Annotated in this window: 15 protein-coding genes and 1 tRNA gene; 3 read left to right on the top strand and 13 right to left on the bottom strand. The window is 56.2% G+C overall.

Annotated elements, in window-relative coordinates:
* Positions 1-5 precede the first annotated feature (5 nt).
* The 3 genes from ACR0KC_RS01380 to ACR0KC_RS01370 are packed head-to-tail and all read right to left on the bottom strand — an operon-like array spanning position 6 to position 1,916.
* Entirely contained in the window at positions 6-314 is a 309-nt protein-coding gene (locus ACR0KC_RS01380; RefSeq protein WP_170393275.1) for a BMC domain-containing protein, read from the bottom strand.
* A gap of 43 nt (positions 315-357) precedes the next feature.
* A complete protein-coding gene (locus tag ACR0KC_RS01375; RefSeq protein WP_170393276.1) occupies positions 358-624 on the bottom strand; it encodes a EutN/CcmL family microcompartment protein in 267 nt (88 codons plus the stop codon).
* The gene (locus ACR0KC_RS01370; RefSeq protein WP_480791079.1) at positions 624-1,916 is read right to left on the bottom strand and encodes a glutamine synthetase family protein; all 1,293 of its coding nucleotides are present in this window, start codon (positions 1,914-1,916) and stop codon (positions 624-626) included. The genes ACR0KC_RS01375 and ACR0KC_RS01370 overlap by 1 nt, the downstream gene beginning before the upstream one ends.
* Before the next feature lie 92 nt (positions 1,917-2,008).
* Here ACR0KC_RS01370 and ACR0KC_RS01365 point away from each other — a divergent pair, with 92 nt between their 5' ends.
* A complete protein-coding gene (locus ACR0KC_RS01365) occupies positions 2,009-3,148 on the top strand; it encodes an FAD-dependent oxidoreductase (protein ID WP_170393278.1) in 1,140 nt (379 codons plus the stop codon).
* Here ACR0KC_RS01365 and ACR0KC_RS01360 read toward each other — a convergent pair.
* The 5 genes from ACR0KC_RS01360 to ACR0KC_RS01340 all read right to left on the bottom strand — a co-directional run bounded on the left by ACR0KC_RS01360 (position 3,145) and on the right by ACR0KC_RS01340 (position 7,343).
* A complete protein-coding gene (locus ACR0KC_RS01360) occupies positions 3,145-3,495 on the bottom strand; it encodes a hypothetical protein (RefSeq protein ID WP_170510714.1) in 351 nt (116 codons plus the stop codon). The genes ACR0KC_RS01365 and ACR0KC_RS01360 overlap by 4 nt on opposite strands.
* 89 nt (positions 3,496-3,584) lie before the next feature.
* On the bottom strand, positions 3,585-4,229 hold the full coding sequence (locus tag ACR0KC_RS01355; protein ID WP_480771392.1) for a type 1 glutamine amidotransferase: 645 nt from the start codon (positions 4,227-4,229) through the stop codon (positions 3,585-3,587).
* A 50-nt stretch (positions 4,230-4,279) separates the two neighbouring features.
* Complete coding sequence (locus tag ACR0KC_RS01350) at positions 4,280-5,704, bottom strand: FMN-binding glutamate synthase family protein (protein ID WP_480771391.1); 1,425 nt, start codon at positions 5,702-5,704, stop codon at positions 4,280-4,282.
* Entirely contained in the window at positions 5,689-6,402 is a 714-nt protein-coding gene (locus tag ACR0KC_RS01345; protein ID WP_480771390.1) for a GltB/FmdC/FwdC-like GXGXG domain-containing protein, read from the bottom strand. The genes ACR0KC_RS01350 and ACR0KC_RS01345 overlap by 16 nt, the downstream gene beginning before the upstream one ends.
* Complete coding sequence (locus ACR0KC_RS01340; protein WP_170421277.1) at positions 6,399-7,343, bottom strand: class II glutamine amidotransferase domain-containing protein; 945 nt, start codon at positions 7,341-7,343, stop codon at positions 6,399-6,401. The genes ACR0KC_RS01345 and ACR0KC_RS01340 overlap by 4 nt, the downstream gene beginning before the upstream one ends.
* Positions 7,344-7,471: 128 nt before the next feature.
* On the opposite strand from ACR0KC_RS01340, the gene ACR0KC_RS01335 reads away from it, so the two are divergent.
* Positions 7,472-8,143, top strand: a complete 672-nt coding sequence (locus ACR0KC_RS01335) for a GntR family transcriptional regulator (protein ID WP_170405336.1) — start codon at positions 7,472-7,474, stop codon at positions 8,141-8,143.
* A gap of 58 nt (positions 8,144-8,201) precedes the next feature.
* On the opposite strand, the gene ACR0KC_RS01330 is transcribed toward ACR0KC_RS01335, so the two are convergent.
* Positions 8,202-9,509, bottom strand: a complete 1,308-nt coding sequence (locus ACR0KC_RS01330) for an aminotransferase class I/II-fold pyridoxal phosphate-dependent enzyme (RefSeq protein WP_480771389.1) — start codon at positions 9,507-9,509, stop codon at positions 8,202-8,204.
* A 96-nt stretch (positions 9,510-9,605) separates the two neighbouring features.
* Between ACR0KC_RS01330 and ACR0KC_RS01325 the strand changes: the two genes are divergently transcribed.
* The gene (locus ACR0KC_RS01325; protein WP_170393286.1) at positions 9,606-10,484 is read left to right on the top strand and encodes a LysR family transcriptional regulator; all 879 of its coding nucleotides are present in this window, start codon (positions 9,606-9,608) and stop codon (positions 10,482-10,484) included.
* Positions 10,485-10,591: 107 nt separating this feature from the next.
* Here ACR0KC_RS01325 and ACR0KC_RS01320 read toward each other — a convergent pair.
* The 4 genes from ACR0KC_RS01320 to ACR0KC_RS01305 form a co-directional block, all read right to left on the bottom strand.
* Positions 10,592-10,681: transfer RNA gene (locus tag ACR0KC_RS01320), tRNA-Ser, on the bottom strand.
* A gap of 64 nt (positions 10,682-10,745) precedes the next feature.
* Positions 10,746-11,573, bottom strand: coding sequence for an exonuclease/endonuclease/phosphatase family protein (locus tag ACR0KC_RS01315; RefSeq protein WP_170393287.1), 828 nt, complete (start codon positions 11,571-11,573; stop codon positions 10,746-10,748).
* Positions 11,574-11,660: 87 nt separating this feature from the next.
* Positions 11,661-14,114, bottom strand: a complete 2,454-nt coding sequence (locus tag ACR0KC_RS01310; RefSeq protein ID WP_170393288.1) for a DUF3772 domain-containing protein — start codon at positions 14,112-14,114, stop codon at positions 11,661-11,663.
* The gene (locus ACR0KC_RS01305) at positions 14,114-15,148 is read right to left on the bottom strand and encodes a cysteine synthase A (RefSeq protein ID WP_170393289.1); all 1,035 of its coding nucleotides are present in this window, start codon (positions 15,146-15,148) and stop codon (positions 14,114-14,116) included. The genes ACR0KC_RS01310 and ACR0KC_RS01305 overlap by 1 nt, the downstream gene beginning before the upstream one ends.
* Positions 15,149-15,208: the final 60 nt, after the last annotated feature.

Below are 15,208 nucleotides of genomic sequence, written 5' to 3'. Positions count from 1 at the left end.
ACGGATTAAGCCGCAGAGCCAGCACCAAGGCTGTCGATTATGGCCTCAAGTTCATCATGTGGGCGCGCGATCACGTGGACGGATACGACTTCACCAACTTTATTTGCCGCTGTCGCACCTGCATCCGCGGCGGCTTTGACTGCGCCGACTTCACCACGCACAAGGGTGGTGACTAGGCCTCCGCCAGCCTTGGTTTGGCCGACAATCGAAACGCTGGCCGCCTTGACCATCGCATCTGCCGCTTCGATCGCGCCGACCAGTCCGCGCGTTTCGATCATGCCCAGGGCCATTTGCCCCGCCACTGGTTTCGCCATTTTTAGTTCCTCCAAAGAAATTTAGATGTTTGGTGTTCTTGGTTCAGGTCGTGGACACGCGATCCACAATCGCGATGATCGCCAGATCGACGGGCGCGGTGGACAGACCGGCGGCCATACGCGCCGCCGAGCCGTTGACCAGCAGAACCGTATCCCCCACCCCGGCACCGCAGGTGTCGACGGCGACCCGCGCCGGTTCGATCACCTTGCCTTTGCTATCGACCAAATCCGTCACCAGCAGTTTCGTACCGACCAGTTTTGCGTCTTTGGCCGTGGCTGTGACGGTCCCGGCGACCTTGCCCAAATGCATCAGAAAGTCCTCAGGAAACGGTCCAACTCAACCGGAGTGACCTGTTGATTGAAGAATTCAAGCTCGCGCTCGGCCTGTTGCAATACCAACTCCCACAGCATTTCGCCCATGAGATCGCGAAGCCATTCGGATCCTCGCGCCAGTTCGATCGCCGTTGGCAAGTCGGTCGGGATCGGATCGCCGATCCCTTCTTCGTAACCGTTGCCGGTCGTCGGTTCTGACGGAGCCAGGCCCTGCTCGATCCCGTCCAGCCCCGCTGCAATCTCAGCAGCCAACAGAAGGTAGGGGTTGGCATCCGCACCAGCATCGCGTTTTTCCACGCGCACCGCGCTGTCGGATCCTTCAATGACCCGAATACCAACGGTTCGGTTGTCATAACCCCAGCTCGTGTTGATCGGGCAGAAAGTATAAGGCTGACGGCGTCGATAACCATTGACGGTGCCACTGCCACAGATTGCCGTTTCGCACATGCGTTGTTGCAGCCCGGCGATGAAGGATTTGCCGGTATCGTTTATCTTGCCGTTGTCGGCAAAGACATTCTTGCCGTCTTTCCAAAGCGAGTAGTGTGTGTGGAAGCCGTTGCCGGACTGATCGAAGAACGGTTTTGGCATGAAGGTTGCCAGATAGCCGTGGGCGATGCCCAGCTGGCGGATCAGCGACTTAAACAAGACGACACGATCTGCCGCTGCCAGCGCTTCGCCGTAACGGATATTCACCTCAATCTGACCCGCAGCGTATTCGGGGTTCGATTGCTCGATTGGGATACCGCACTCGTTGATCTGCTGACGGATCGGTCCAACGATGTGCTCCATACGCGCGGCGCGGCCCAGACCGTAGACCTGAATCCCGCTATCGCGCGGCTGTCCGGTCTCCGGATCCAGTAGATAGAATTCAAGTTCAGTGCCGACATTGACCTCGAACCCCATTTCGCGGGCCCGTTCAACTTGACGCACCAACGCCTGACGCGGATCGATCGGAACAGGCTTGTGATCCATACCTTCCGCCCGACCAAAGCAAACAGCGACGCCTGGCTCCCACGGCACAGCGACGGGCTGGGTCATTGGGAAGACGTGCATATCGGGGTAGCCGTTGTCGAAATTGACATAAGGCGTATCCCAGACGTCGCACGTCATATCGATCGCCATCAATGCAATCGACAGCGCATTGCCGCTTTTGCAGACGTGGTCCCAGTGGCTGGCCGGAATGCGCTTGCCACGCATGATGCCGTTGAGGTCACCCACACCAAGTATGACGGTGTGCGTGCCTTCGGGCAGATCAAATCCCGAACTCATTGATGCGCTCTCCCTGTTTTTTGGCTTTATAATTGTTGTATTCTGTATACAGTATTCACAAAGACAATCGATAAACAAGGAAAATCTGCATCATGTCCAAGAACTCGGTCATCGTTGTCGGAGGCGGCATCGTCGGCGTCATGACGGCGCTTACACTGCAACGACGTGGTGAGGCAGTGACTTTGATAGATCGCTGGGAACCGGGACATTCCCGTGCATCTTCAACGGATTACAACCGTGTCATCCGTGCGATTTCCGGGCGGGATGAGTTCTATACACGTTGGGCCCGCGAAAGCCGCCTGCGCTGGCTGGAACTGCAAGCCGAGAGCGGCCAGAACCTGATGTATGAATGCGGTGCGCTGATTCTTGCAACAGGCGGTCATTGCGACTGGGAGAACGCCACAGCCGAAACCTTCGACCGCGTTGGTGTGCCCTACTACAAGTTCGGGCGGCAGGACATCGAATCGCGATTTCCGCAGTTTCGCGTTCCTGACATCGAATACGCCCTGTTCGAACCCGAAGCCGGAATGCTGATGGCGCATCGCTGTGTCCTGACCGGGCTTGAGCTGTTTCGTCGAGCGGGCGGGATCGTACAGCGCGGTCGCGTGACCACCGATGGATCAGAGCGCCCAATGCTGGATGGAAAGCCGCTTGAGGCTGATCTTATCATTGTCTCAACCGGCCCCTGGATGGCGGACATGTTCCCCAGGACGATCAAGCCGATATCGACGGTGGTTGGTGTGAATGTCCTCTATACCTCAACGCCAGATGGGTCCGAGGAGTTCGATATGAGCCGAATGCCCTGCTGGATCGATCATGGTCAGGGCTCATTCGGGCTGCCCTCCTCCGAGGGTTCAGGGGTAAAAGCGGCAGTCGTCATCCCGGACAAGATCGATCTGGACAATGACGAAAGGCTAATCCGACAGGAAACGCTAGGACGCACTCGCAGCTATATCCGTCATCGTCTTCCGGGCCTTGAGGGTGAGCGGGTCGTGGATTCCAAATTCAACCAAATCATCCTGACGCCAGACACGCACTTTATTGTCGACTGGCACCCCGAGCATGAAAACGTGCTGTTCGCCGGAGGCTGCTCGGGACATCTGTTCAAACACGCGCCGGTTTTTGCAGAATTTGCGGCAGGTGTTGGAATGAAGGATTTCGGAACGGCTGATCGTTTCAAGATCACTGGTCGAAGAAAACTGAGCCCAAAAGAAAGTCCAAGCGGGCGTTAACCTTCTGAAAGCGCCGCATAGAGTCCTGAATTCGGGCACTTTTCCTGAGGCAGGCGAACGCCTGATCGAATTGCATCTCGGCAGGTCTTTGCTTGGCGACAATGTCCACATTTTTCCGCCAACTCAAGGCCAAGCTCAGGATGGGCATTAAGATCATCTTCACTCAGGCCAAACTGACTAGCCATCGAGAGTATACGCTCTCGCGCGTTGGGCGCGCCAGAGCGCAACATGGCCAAGTCAGCGCGGGACAGGCCGAGATCCGATAGCTCCAGATCGCTGATACTTCCCTCGCGTGGAGCATTCACAATCCGCGCAATCCTCTCAAAGAAATCCTTGTATCCCGTCATTGCCAAATCTCCCAACCGATTGCGTATACAGTATACAAAATGCGGCTTGGCTGGACTTGATTAGGATCAAGAGCCGTTCGCTCAAACGCTTATTGTTCAGGGACGTATGCACCGCGAAAAAGCTCTACTGCTTGAAGCGCTGCAATATCGTCCGGCACCTTTGCCGCGTTGATCGAGGACATCCCATCATCCGCCTCCGTAGCTGACAAAAGCACCTCTCGACCTCTGGTGAACAGATCGCGCAAATGATGCGCCTTGTATTCGGGATGAAACTGAACAGAGCGGGCAGGAAAATCATAATCCAGTGCACCAACTGGACAGTGGCCCGCTGATCCGGTCACCCGAGCCGAGTCCGGAATGCTTGTTACCTGATCCTGATGCCAGACATATGCATCCACGCTATCTCCGCCATAGTCGAAGGGCCGTGCGCCAACGACATTGCCTACCTCGGCTTTCTCGGCCTGACCACCATAGACGTCAGCCATGATCTGATGACCGAAACAGATACCAAAGACTGGTTTTCGGATTTCTCGACAACGGTCCAGGAAGGCACGTAGCGGCTGCATCCAATCCGTGTCATCATAAACGCCAAATTCAGATCCGCCGACTATAGCACCGTCGAAATCGCTCTCGTCCGGGAGCGGTTCTCCATCAACAACCCCGATTACTACGAACTCGGCTTCCGGTAGGTGTGGGGCGATCCACTCCCGAATCTGCTGTGAAGTCCGCGGCATTCCCTCCAACAATGGCAGCGGATGGCTAGTCAACTCAAGAACTGCGATTTTCACCAGTCGTAAGCCCTGTCAATTCCAGCCATTTTCACCCCTGTAAAAGCTGACGCTTGAAAACTAAGCGCGCGCAGGTCTTCAGTTTCCAGGTTGTGTACCGAGGACTTTCCGCAGGCTTTCGCTAGCGCTGTAATCTCCATGGTCATGGCCGTCAAATAGCGCGCAATGCGCTCTGCGCCTGCATTCGGGTTCATACGAGCTTCGAGACTTTCATCCTGCGTCGCAATCCCGACCGGGCAGCGACCTGTGTGACAATGGTGGCAGGCGCCCGGCGAGGTTCCCAACGCCGCGTAATCTTCGAGATAGCGCGGACTGTTGCACCCTAGCGCAACCATGGCCGCGTTGCCGATCATCACAGCGTCAGCACCGAGGGCCAGACACTTCGCCGCGTCCACACCGGACCGAATGCCACCGGCAGCCACGAGAGAGACTTTGCCGGTCATGCCGCATTCGTCCAATGCTTCACGCGCAGCGCGAATAGCGCTCATCGTTGGGATACCGGTATGGTTTAACAACAGCTCCGGAGACGCACCGGTGCCACCTTCGGCACCATCAACTACTACAACATCGGCACCCGCTTTGGCGGCAACTGCCACGTCAAACCGGGGACGTGTCGCACCCATCTTGATGAAGATCGGCACCTGATAGTTGGTGGCGATGCGCAATTCCTCAATCTTCACTGCCAAATCATCAGCGCCGAGAAAATCGGGATGGCGGATCGTAGATCGCTGATCCACACCTTCGGGCAAAGTTCGCATCTGGCTGACGCGCGGGCTGACCTTCATGCCCAGCAACAGACCCCCGGTTCCGGGTTTCGCACCCTGCCCCACGACAAGTTCCAAGGCATCCGCGCGGCGCAGATGATCCAGATCCACACCATACCGCGCGGGTGACATCTGATAGAGCAGGCGTTGGGAGGCTTCGCGCTCCTCTTCCAGCATGCCACCCTCACCCGTGCAAGTCATGGTTCCTACTTTCGAGGCCCCATAACCCAGCGATGCCTTGGCCGATGCCGACAAAGCACCAAAGGACATTGAAGCGATGTAGATCGGGATCTTCAATTCAAGCGGGCGCTCCACAAGGCCGCGCCCTCCACCCAGAACGGTCGTCGTATCGCAATTCTCGCGATAGCCTTCCAGCGGCAGACGGGTCATCGTTGCAGGAACGAATGTCAGATCATCAAAAGTCGGCAATTGCTTGTTGAACGTGTTGTATCCACGTACCTGATAGCGCCCAAGCTGCGCCAGCGCGTGAACTTCCGAGATCGCCTCGGGTGTCCAGCGGGTCGAACCTCCTTCGTCATACGACGAAGGAACGCCAGCCGGGCGGCCGTCGATCGCTCCCGCATCGCGGAACCTGATTTCCTCTTCCGAGGCAACGTCGAACGGATATTCGTAAGGTTTACTCAGATCATGAGCCATGCGCTTGCGTCCCTGCTTTCAAAATACCAAAGACGCTGGCCCGAAACCATTTTGCGCCAATTTCGCGAACTGTCGACAAGCCCGAGCGGGTCGAGGATCGCATCGACCTCGGCCACTTCTTCAGCAGTCGGTTCGATCACGTCGACATCCACACCCAGGCTGTCGACCTCGCCAGCTACCCAGACTTCGCCTTCCCAGAGCGCATCAGCACAGGATTCACCCGCACCGCCAAGCGCTATTATCCGACCGGAATGCGCCATGAAGCCGGACTGATAGCCAATCTTTCCTTCGACGACGATGTTTCCACCTTTCATCGCAACGCCCACCCGTGGCCCCGCATCGCCTTTGACATGGATCGTGCCGCCGATCATCGCAGCACCACAGGACATACCGGCATAGCCACCGACAGTGATGTGCCCTTTGGCCATACCTTCGCCAACGGCCCAGCCGCAGTTGCGTTCGATAGTGATTTTCGCCCCGGTATTGAGACCGCCGCAGTAATAACCAACCGACCCCTCGAAAGTGATATCCACATTGTCTGGCAGACCCACGCCCAAATTATGACGAGACAGCGTATCTACCACGCGGATCGGCCGACCCATTGTGCAGGCTTCCATTATCTCACGATTGACCTCGCGGATATGTCGCTTGCCGACTTCGATGACGATCTCATCCATCTTTACAGCCACCTCATTCATGCCGCCAAACTCCGGTTTCCGACGCCCCAGATACCGGTCAGCGACGGGCCGTCGTAGTTGATCACATCGCATTCCTCGGTCATCACCCGGCGGACCGCTTGTTCTTCGGTCGCAGCCGCCAGATCGCCATTGCGGTTGACGACGACCAGAGGCTTCATTGCAAATCGGTCTTTGGCAAACCCAATCCCGTTTGGCGTTGCGATCATGTAGGTAAACACACCATCGATAGAGGTAATGGACTTCTTTAGCGCCTGCTCCATGGTCAGGCCCGCCTTCATCTGGTCGCTGACCCAGACGGCAATCAACTCGCTGTCATTCTCAGTCAAGAACCGATAACCCATTCGGGTCAGCTTATCGCGCCAGGTGAAGTAATCGGTGATCTGCCCGTTATGTACGATCGCGACATCCGAAAATGGGCGCGCCCAGAACGGATGCGATGCGTTAGGCAATACCGAACTTTCCGTAGCAAGCCGTGCATGCCCCAGCCCATGTGTTCCTATCATATCGCGAACGCCGTGCTTTTCTGCCACGGCTTCGGCACCACCAATATCCTTGATGATCTCAAGACTGCGGCCGCAGGATTGAACTTCAATGCGGTCTGTCAGCTCATCCGCGTCCGCGACCCAGGCTTGAAGATTCCTTGGGTCTGAAATTTCCATCCGAAAGCAATAGTGACGACTTTGGTCCGTTACGATTTGGGGGTCAGACAGAAAGCTGCTTCCGTGTTCACGCAATATCGTTTCAAACGCGGAGAGATCCGCATCCTGTTGAGACTTGTCGAATCCCATTCCGCGTAAAACGTATCCCGTTTCTCGTGGCAAACCATAAACGGCGAAGCCAGTGCTGTCGGCGCCTCGATGTTCCTGCGCATCCATCAGGTCAACAAGATCCGCCCCAACCTTCCCGGGCGCGGCCAGTATTCTACCAGCAATTCCACACATGAAGAGCTCCCTGTTCATTCTTTCCTGTATACTGTATACAGTACACGAACAATAGCAACCCCATTCGCCTTGGCAGCAGTTGTTTTATTGAATACAGAATTCATGAAGGACAGAAAGAGAGGCTCCGAGTGGCTCTGAAACAAATCAAAACACAGCGCAGACGCCTGGCGGACGAGGTCTATGACCAACTGGTCGAAGCCATCATGAGTCGCGAGATCACCGGTGAAGATCGGCTAGTGCAGGAAAAGTTGGCCGCCGAGTTGAACATCAGCAGGACGCCTGTACGCGAAGCGCTCATGCGGTTGGAGACTGAAGGCGTGTTGGAAGTGGCCGCCAGCGGCGGATTTCGACTGGCGCGCATGGACCAGACCGAGGTGCGGCAACTATACCAGGCACGTGCAGCCATCGAAGGACAAGCCGCGCGCATACTTGCGGTACACGCTGAACCAGAGGTGCTGGATCGATTGCGTGAACTCATTCGTCGCGAAGAAGATCTGAGTCAGCCGACGACCCGAGACTACTTTATCGCAAACCGGCGCATTCACCGTGCCTTCATGGTTGAGGCGGGCAACAAATTTCTGATCGACATGTTCGATATGATTTGGGGCAAAGCAATGGCGTTCCATCTGTTTTCGGCGATTGAAAACGTCGATATCTCCAAATCGCTCGGAAACCACCTGACGCTCGTTGACGCGATTGCGACGGGTGATGTCACCGAAGCGCTGGAAACTTTCACCAGCCACATTCAGGAAGGTTTCGACCTTCAGATCGAAGGTCTGAAAGAAGCGGATAACGGCTAAACCGCGTTTCTGATCGAGCGACCAATCAGGGCCTGAGCCCTGATTGGCCGCAACTGGTTCAAATCACAAAATGCAACCTATCGAACTCACTGCGCCATCCAGATACCTCGGATAGAACGGATTCACCGCCCAAGCCACGTCGGATCAGTTCTGCCAGACGCTCTGCATCTCCTGCTGTCATACCCCACCGGACCAGCTCGGGCGTGCCGATCCGTAGGCCATTCATGTCGCCTTCCACCGGCTCAACTGGCAATCCGATGCCACATGCCAGAAACCCGGATTTTCGAAGCAGTTTGGAGGCAGTCTGACCCCCACCATACGGCGCTGCCAGTACCGCGAATTGATGAGAATTGGTGAAACCCTCTCCACCCGCGAAGACCGGAACACCTTGCGCATCCAACGCGGCAGCAAGTGCTTTGGACATCGCAATCATTTCATCTGCATAGGCTGATCCGAACTCTTTCCAATCCAGCATGGTGACGGCAAGTGCAGCCGTTTTGGCTGCATCAAAGTTGGCTGTCATGCCGGGGAAAGCAATTGTATCCAGCGCCTTGGCGATTTCCGCATCGTTTGACACAATCAGCCCCCCGGCCGGTCCGCCAAGGCTTTTGTAGGTACTCATGGTCATGAAATGCGCACCCTCCTTCAGCGGGTTGGACCACGCATGCCCGGCGATGATCCCGCACTGGTGGGCGGCGTCGAACATGACCTTTGCGCCGATTTCATCCGCTATGGCACGCACTTCGGCCACAGGATGCTCAAACAGGTTCAGACTGCCGCCTATCGTGATTAGCTTGGGGCGTTCGGCTTTCGCCAATGCTCTCAACCGGTCCAGATCAACGGTATACCCATCTGCGTTGACGGGGGCCTCAATAGTGCGCAGACCAAACAGACCGGCACACCCCGCCAGGTGGTGCGTCACGTGGCCACCAATCGACGCGGGCGGAGCGATGATCGTATCTCCGGGTTTGCAGGTCGCCATAAAGCCATAGAGGTTGGCAATGGCCCCCGAGGGCACGCGAACCTCGGCGAACTGCGCATCAAAGACATCGGCACATAGTTCTGCGGCGATAACTTCGATCTCTTCGATCGCCTCCAGTCCCATTTCATATTTGTCACCGGGGTATCCCAGCGATGGTCTGGATCCAATGCCCGAAGACAATAGCGCCTCGGCCCTCGGGTTCATGACATTTGTCGCCGGGTTGAGGTTAAAGCACTCTTTTTCGTGAATGCGGCGGTTTTCGTCCGCCAGATGCTCGATCCGGGCCAGAAGATCGCCAGACGACAACGATGCGGCCTTTGTCGCGATGTCCTGGATCAGAGTTTCGCTTGCGGCAGGCACCCAATCTCTTTGTACAAGTGTCATCTGACATCCTCCTGTTTTTTGCAGTTTGGCGGCTTTCGCGTGACACCGCAAAGCAGAATTGTTATTTCTTGGCGTAGAAAAACTAAGGCTAGATCAATGAGTGTCTCCCCCAAACGCCCCAAGGGACCTCCGCTGAATGCAATGAGGGCGTTCGAGGCCGCGGCGCGTCACGTCAGCTTTGTCGCGGCGGCGGAAGAGCTGAACGTTTCTCCGGGTGCGATCTCACAACATGTAAAGGCGCTGGAGGGTTGGGCAGGTGCGCCGCTGTTTCGCCGCAACGCCCAAGGGGTGGAACTGACGCCCCAAGGTCAATCACTTGTCGCGGTCTTCACCACAGCCTTTGATCAGATGGGCGATGCCGCTCGGGCCCTTCGGAACCTCAAGCCAAATGCCGATTTTCACATCGCCGCCTTGCCTGCTGTTGCCCAACTCTGGTTGCCCAAACGATTACGCCGGATCAGAGAGTGTTTTCCACATATCAATTTTTCGGTCACGGCGCTGGAAACACCACCCAGCCTTTCGCGTGAGATGTTCGATTTGGCGATCTTCTTCGCGACCTTGGACGAAGCACCTGACCAAATTGTGCTGTGCGAGGATGAAACCCAACCGGTTTGCGCCCCTGCTCTGCTGGATCAGTTAACCGGCAACAACGGGTTTCAAGGCACTCCCTTGTTGCACGATCAGACTTGGAGCAGCGATTGGTCCACATGGTCGCGAAGCACAGGTTGTGAGGTCCCAGATGTCAAAACTGGCCCGCAGTTTTCGCTTTACAGCCTTGCCGTGGAAGAGGCCAAGGCCGCAGCTGGCGTGCTAATGGGGCACCTATGCTTACTCGAAGAGCCATTGAAATCTGGTGCACTCGTAACGGCCCACGCGCAATCCTGCGCGACAGGGCGTGCTCTAGCTGTTCAAGTGCCAGTGGCATCGCGACGAAGACCCGAAACCGATCAAGTCATCGCCTTGTTGTCAGATTGAGTCAAATCTCATCAATCCGGTGCATTGTGCACGACACTTCACATTGAAAGCCCTGCACAAAACAGTCTCGCATAGACCGCAAGGCAACTCAGATTACATAGGGCATATGGCGGAGAGACAGGGATTCGAACCCTGGAGACGGTTTCCCGCCTACACACTTTCCAGGCGTGCGCCTTCGACCACTCGGCCACCTCTCCGGTAGAGGTGACTTATGCGAATTTCTGAACCGAGCGCAAGGCCCCTTTCGCAAAAATGGACGGGTCAGAAAATACGAAAGCTGGCGACAAATGGCAGATGATCCGACACCTCATCCTTGAACGCCTCGCGCCCCATATTCATGGTCCAGTGCATAGGAAACAGTCGCAAGCTGCCGCGGATATAATCGGTGGAATAAGTGCGTGATACGGCAAAACCGTCCAGTAAATTGGCGCGACCCCTATCCAGAATATGCGAAAATCGGTCTTGTAGATCCCAGCACGAAACAAAGTCCATCATGTCATCCCCACCAAGATGGTGGAAATTGCTGACGTCCTGACCGGGGATCATGTTGAAATCACCCATCAGAAGGATCGTGCGCTGTGTCAGACCGGGGGTCGAGCGGATCTCGGCGATCTTGTCTCCGATAATCCTGCATTGGCTGTCACGTATCTGCTGCTCGGGCCGGTCTCGTCCGGATTTAAGATGCACAGCGATCAGCTTGGCCTTGAATTTGCCGACCTCGACATCGGCGATCAGGGCCTGACGTCCGCCGGGATCGTCACCTTCCGAGCCGTCGATCAGCTGCAAACCTGTCACCGAGACCCCCGGTTTGTGCAGAAACCCGATATGGATATTGCCGTTGGGCTGCGGCAGGATCTTGACCTGATAGTCCAGCCCCTTATCGGCCAGACCCAAGGCCAACCGATCGATATGTTCGATGGGGCTGACCTCGACCAGAGTGATCAGTTCGGCGTCCAGCAGGGCCAGCCCTTCGATTTGATGGGTGACCCGGTCACTGCTGGCCGGAATACCCAGACTTGTGTTTACTGGATTGAAGCCAGCCAGATTCCAGACGGCAATACGCGCGAGGCTGTGTGAAAATGTAACCATCAAAATTCCTCCTGCAAATGACTTTAGACTACATCAAAATGAAACAGTCCGATAACCATTTGCGGGAAAATGCCGATCGCATCACGCTCAGTGGTTGTCGCCCTCGCCGTCCTGATCCCCTGCCGCGTCCAGATCGTCTGCTGTCATGTCCACTGGTTTTGTCGATGGCGCATGGGGTGATAGGTCGTCATCCACGGCAGAAGCATCATTGGACGGATCGGACTGACCCGTCAGCACCTCAGGGTTACGGAGCCACAGGTCACGCTGCGCAAACGGGATCTCGATGCCTTCCTCAACGAACCGGCGATTGATCTCGTGGTTCATGTCGGATTTGACAGACAGCACCCAATTCACATCCCGCAGGATTGCGCGGATTTCGAAATCCAACGAGTCTGCACCGAAGCCCTGGAACACTACGCTGGGCGCGGGATTGGCCAGAACCATCGGGTGCCCGTTTGCGATCTCGCCCAGAATAGTTTCGACCTTGCGGGTATCGGTACCATAGGCGACGCCTACAGGCACGATCACTCGGCCAATCGTATTGCCCCGGGTGTAATTCGTAACCACCCCACTGATCAGGTCCGAGTTTGGAACGATCACATCCGTCCGGTCGAACGTCTCGATCCGCGTCGACCGGACTGAGATATCGCGCACATATCCCATCATCCCGTTCACATCGATCCAGTCACCTTTGGAGATAGGGCGCTCAACCAGCAGGATGATCCCTGAGACAAAGTTCGATACAATGGTCTGAAGACCGAAACCGATGCCGACCGACAAAGCACCCGCCACGATCGCAAGCGAGGACAGGTCAAAACCGGCAACCATGATGGCGATCAGTGCCGCCAGAAAAATTCCGACATATCCGGTACCCGACACGATGGCATTCTGCCCGCCGGGATCAATGCTGGTCTTCGGCAGCAGTGAATTGCGCAGCCCGCTTTGCAGCAAACGGGTCAGCGTATATCCAATGGCGAAAATGGCAACGAAAGTCAGGAAGTTACTGGGTGAAATCGTAACCCCGCCAATATCGAACCCCAGCAACAATCGCGACCAAGCTTCAAGCAAGTCCGTCTGGCGCGCGCCCCAGTAAAGCGCCAATATCGGCAACGCCAGAATGGCAAGCGCGAACCCGACCAGAACCGAAAACAGTGAATCGCGCGCGGCGTCGCCCTGCCCCGAAAGCCAGCCATATACCGTACCAATAAATCGCTGCACGATCACTAGAGCTGCAATCAGAACCAGCGTTTTGATGGCAGGAAATACGATAGCTTCGGCAGCGTTAATGTATCCGAAAGCCCCCAGGATTGGAGTCGCAATCCCAAGCATGAACAAGGCGCGCCGCAGGAACTCGACCAATTGGCTGAACCCTGCGCCACGGCGGGTAGCTTCCTGGTCCGTCTGTTCTTGCTGAGGCTCTGATTGGCGGACCTGACGCACACGCAGCAGAAGAAGGGCAGACACCACAACGATCGGGAAGCCAACAACGGCGCGGGTCGCGTCAGAGATATTCTCGATCTGCTCGAACAATTGCGCCAGCTCGTGCAAAATAAGCATGACCGCCAACAGGTCTATATAAACCCGCAATTCTCTGATTTTGCCTGCGGACAGTCTTTGGAAGTTCTGCGCCGCTCCCATCAGATAGACCTGCCGGCCGATCCAATCAAAATAGAAGATAATCGCGGCCCAATAGGGGATTTGCTGGAACAAAAGTGTACCGCGCAGGCCCAGCACGCCAGTTAGCACGACGGCGGTGACCAACGCCAACACGCCCAACCAAGGCAATAGAATGCGCAACAGCGAGACAATAAAGGTCCAGACCCCGCTGCCGCTACCTCCTAGCGAGCGGAGATATTCGCCGCCTTTCTCGGACCATTTGCGCCCAAACAGCAATAGAACTGCTGAAACAACCAACAGCACGAGAATGCCAAGACCGCGCTCGCGGATTTGTTCACGCACCACATCAGAGCGCAAGTTTTCGATGGTTTCGTTAATAAGACTGTGCGTCGCCTCTTTGATGTCGACCCAGGCTGGTCCCCAATAGACGGGGTTGAGCGGCGACGGCCCGCGTTTCAGCATCTCTTTCTTTTGTCGGTCTCGGACGATCCGATCAATTTCGCTGATCAGCCCATTCGCGCGACTGAAAGCCTCTTCCGAGATGATGCGGGGAACACGCAAACTGTTCAGTTGTGTTTCGAGTTGCGCACGCAGCTTGGCAATGTCTTCAGCCTCGCTTTCCCCTTCAGCCGGCTTTGGGCCAAGCGCCTTGAGTTGGCTTTCCAGCGTCTGAATACGATCGGTGTTGGCACCCCGCGCTTTGTTAAAGTCTTCGCGATACTCATTTATTTCCGAACGCAAATTCTCTAATGCCGCATTGGATGCACGGTTCGCGCGAATAACAGATTCCGCCCGATCCGCCGTGCTGACCCAGCCCTGATAATACTCGCTCTGCCGATCAGTAAGTTGGGCAGAGGCGATCCCGCCCAACCCAATCAGGCAGAATAGCACCAGAACCAGACACAGGCGGACCTGTTGCAGCATCACACGTCCTCAAACACGCCAGGAATACTGCGCGGCGCATCGGTCATCCAATCGGGCACGGGAAGTTCCTTTTCACGCAGGAATTCAGGATTGAACAGTTTGGATTGATAGCGGGTGCCGTAGTCACACAAAATCGTAACAATGGTGTGCCCTGGCCCCAGTTCTTTCGCCAAACGGACGGCACCGGCTATGTTGATCGCGGTTGACCCGCCCATCACCAGACCCTCTTCGCGCAGCAGATCGAAGATATAGGGCAGCGCTTCGCTATCGGTAATCTGCCAGGAATGGTCAGGGGTGAACCCTTCGAGGTTCTTGGTAATCCGCACCTGTCCGATACCTTCTGCGATAGAACCACCCTCCATCGCGATCTCACCCGTAGTGTAGAAGGAATAGAGCCCCGCCCCCATCGGATCAGCCAAACCGATCTTGACACCCTTGGGCTGCAACGCTTCAGCCACCCCGGCCAGAGTACCACCCGATCCAACGGCACAGATGAAGCCATCGACTTTACCGCCGGTCTGCTCCCAGATTTCGGGACCAGTGGTTTCCACATGTGCCTGACGGTTGGCGACATTGTCGAACTGATTGGCCCAAATCGCGCCATTTGGTTCGGTTTGAGCCAATTGTTCGGCCAGACGGCGCGAATAGTGCACAAAGTTGTTGGGATTACGGTACGGCGCCGCAGGCACCTGCACAAGCTGAGCCCCCGCCAGGCGGAGCATATCCTTTTTCTCTTCGGATTGGGTTTCAGGAATGACGATCACCGTCTTGAACCCCATCGAGGCACCAACCAGCGCCAGACCGATGCCGGTATTCCCGGCCGTGCCCTCAACAATCGTGCCGCCGGGTTTCAGATCACCGCGCGCTATCGCATCGCGGATGATAAACAACGCAGCACGGTCTTTGACGGACTGACCCGGGTTCATGAATTCGGCCTTGCCGAGAATCTCGCATCCCGTTTCTTCGCTGACGCGACGCAGCCGGATCAAAGGTGTTTTACCGACAGCGTCGGCAAGGTCTCGTGCAATGCGCATGGCATCCTCTTGTCATATGGTATTGCAGCAGATTTACAGGTGCCCTGACGCGATCACAAG

This window comes from Ruegeria sp. CF3, from assembly GCF_056537365.1.
Note: the sequence above shows the minus strand (reverse complement) of the source record. Positions and strands in the feature narration are given on the sequence as shown.

Excerpts from the sequence above, each read along its gene's own strand:
- ACR0KC_RS01380 (WP_170393275.1), bottom strand. The coding sequence starts at position 314 with ATGGCGAAACCAGTGGCGGGGCAAATGGCCCTGGGCATGATCGAAACG.
- ACR0KC_RS01375 (WP_170393276.1), bottom strand. The coding sequence starts at position 624 with ATGCATTTGGGCAAGGTCGCCGGGACCGTCACAGCCACGGCCAAAGAC.
- ACR0KC_RS01370 (WP_480791079.1), bottom strand. The coding sequence starts at position 1,916 with ATGAGTTCGGGATTTGATCTGCCCGAAGGCACGCACACCGTCATACTT.
- ACR0KC_RS01365 (WP_170393278.1), top strand. The coding sequence starts at position 2,009 with ATGTCCAAGAACTCGGTCATCGTTGTCGGAGGCGGCATCGTCGGCGTC.
- ACR0KC_RS01360 (WP_170510714.1), bottom strand. The coding sequence starts at position 3,495 with ATGACGGGATACAAGGATTTCTTTGAGAGGATTGCGCGGATTGTGAAT.
- ACR0KC_RS01355 (WP_480771392.1), bottom strand. The coding sequence starts at position 4,229 with ATGCCGCGGACTTCACAGCAGATTCGGGAGTGGATCGCCCCACACCTA.
- ACR0KC_RS01350 (WP_480771391.1), bottom strand. The coding sequence starts at position 5,704 with ATGGCTCATGATCTGAGTAAACCTTACGAATATCCGTTCGACGTTGCC.
- ACR0KC_RS01345 (WP_480771390.1), bottom strand. The coding sequence starts at position 6,402 with ATGAATGAGGTGGCTGTAAAGATGGATGAGATCGTCATCGAAGTCGGC.
- ACR0KC_RS01340 (WP_170421277.1), bottom strand. The coding sequence starts at position 7,343 with ATGTGTGGAATTGCTGGTAGAATACTGGCCGCGCCCGGGAAGGTTGGG.
- ACR0KC_RS01330 (WP_480771389.1), bottom strand. The coding sequence starts at position 9,509 with ATGACACTTGTACAAAGAGATTGGGTGCCTGCCGCAAGCGAAACTCTG.
- ACR0KC_RS01325 (WP_170393286.1), top strand. The coding sequence starts at position 9,606 with ATGAGTGTCTCCCCCAAACGCCCCAAGGGACCTCCGCTGAATGCAATG.
- ACR0KC_RS01315 (WP_170393287.1), bottom strand. The coding sequence starts at position 11,573 with ATGGTTACATTTTCACACAGCCTCGCGCGTATTGCCGTCTGGAATCTG.
- ACR0KC_RS01310 (WP_170393288.1), bottom strand. The coding sequence starts at position 14,114 with ATGCTGCAACAGGTCCGCCTGTGTCTGGTTCTGGTGCTATTCTGCCTG.
- ACR0KC_RS01305 (WP_170393289.1), bottom strand. The coding sequence starts at position 15,148 with ATGCGCATTGCACGAGACCTTGCCGACGCTGTCGGTAAAACACCTTTG.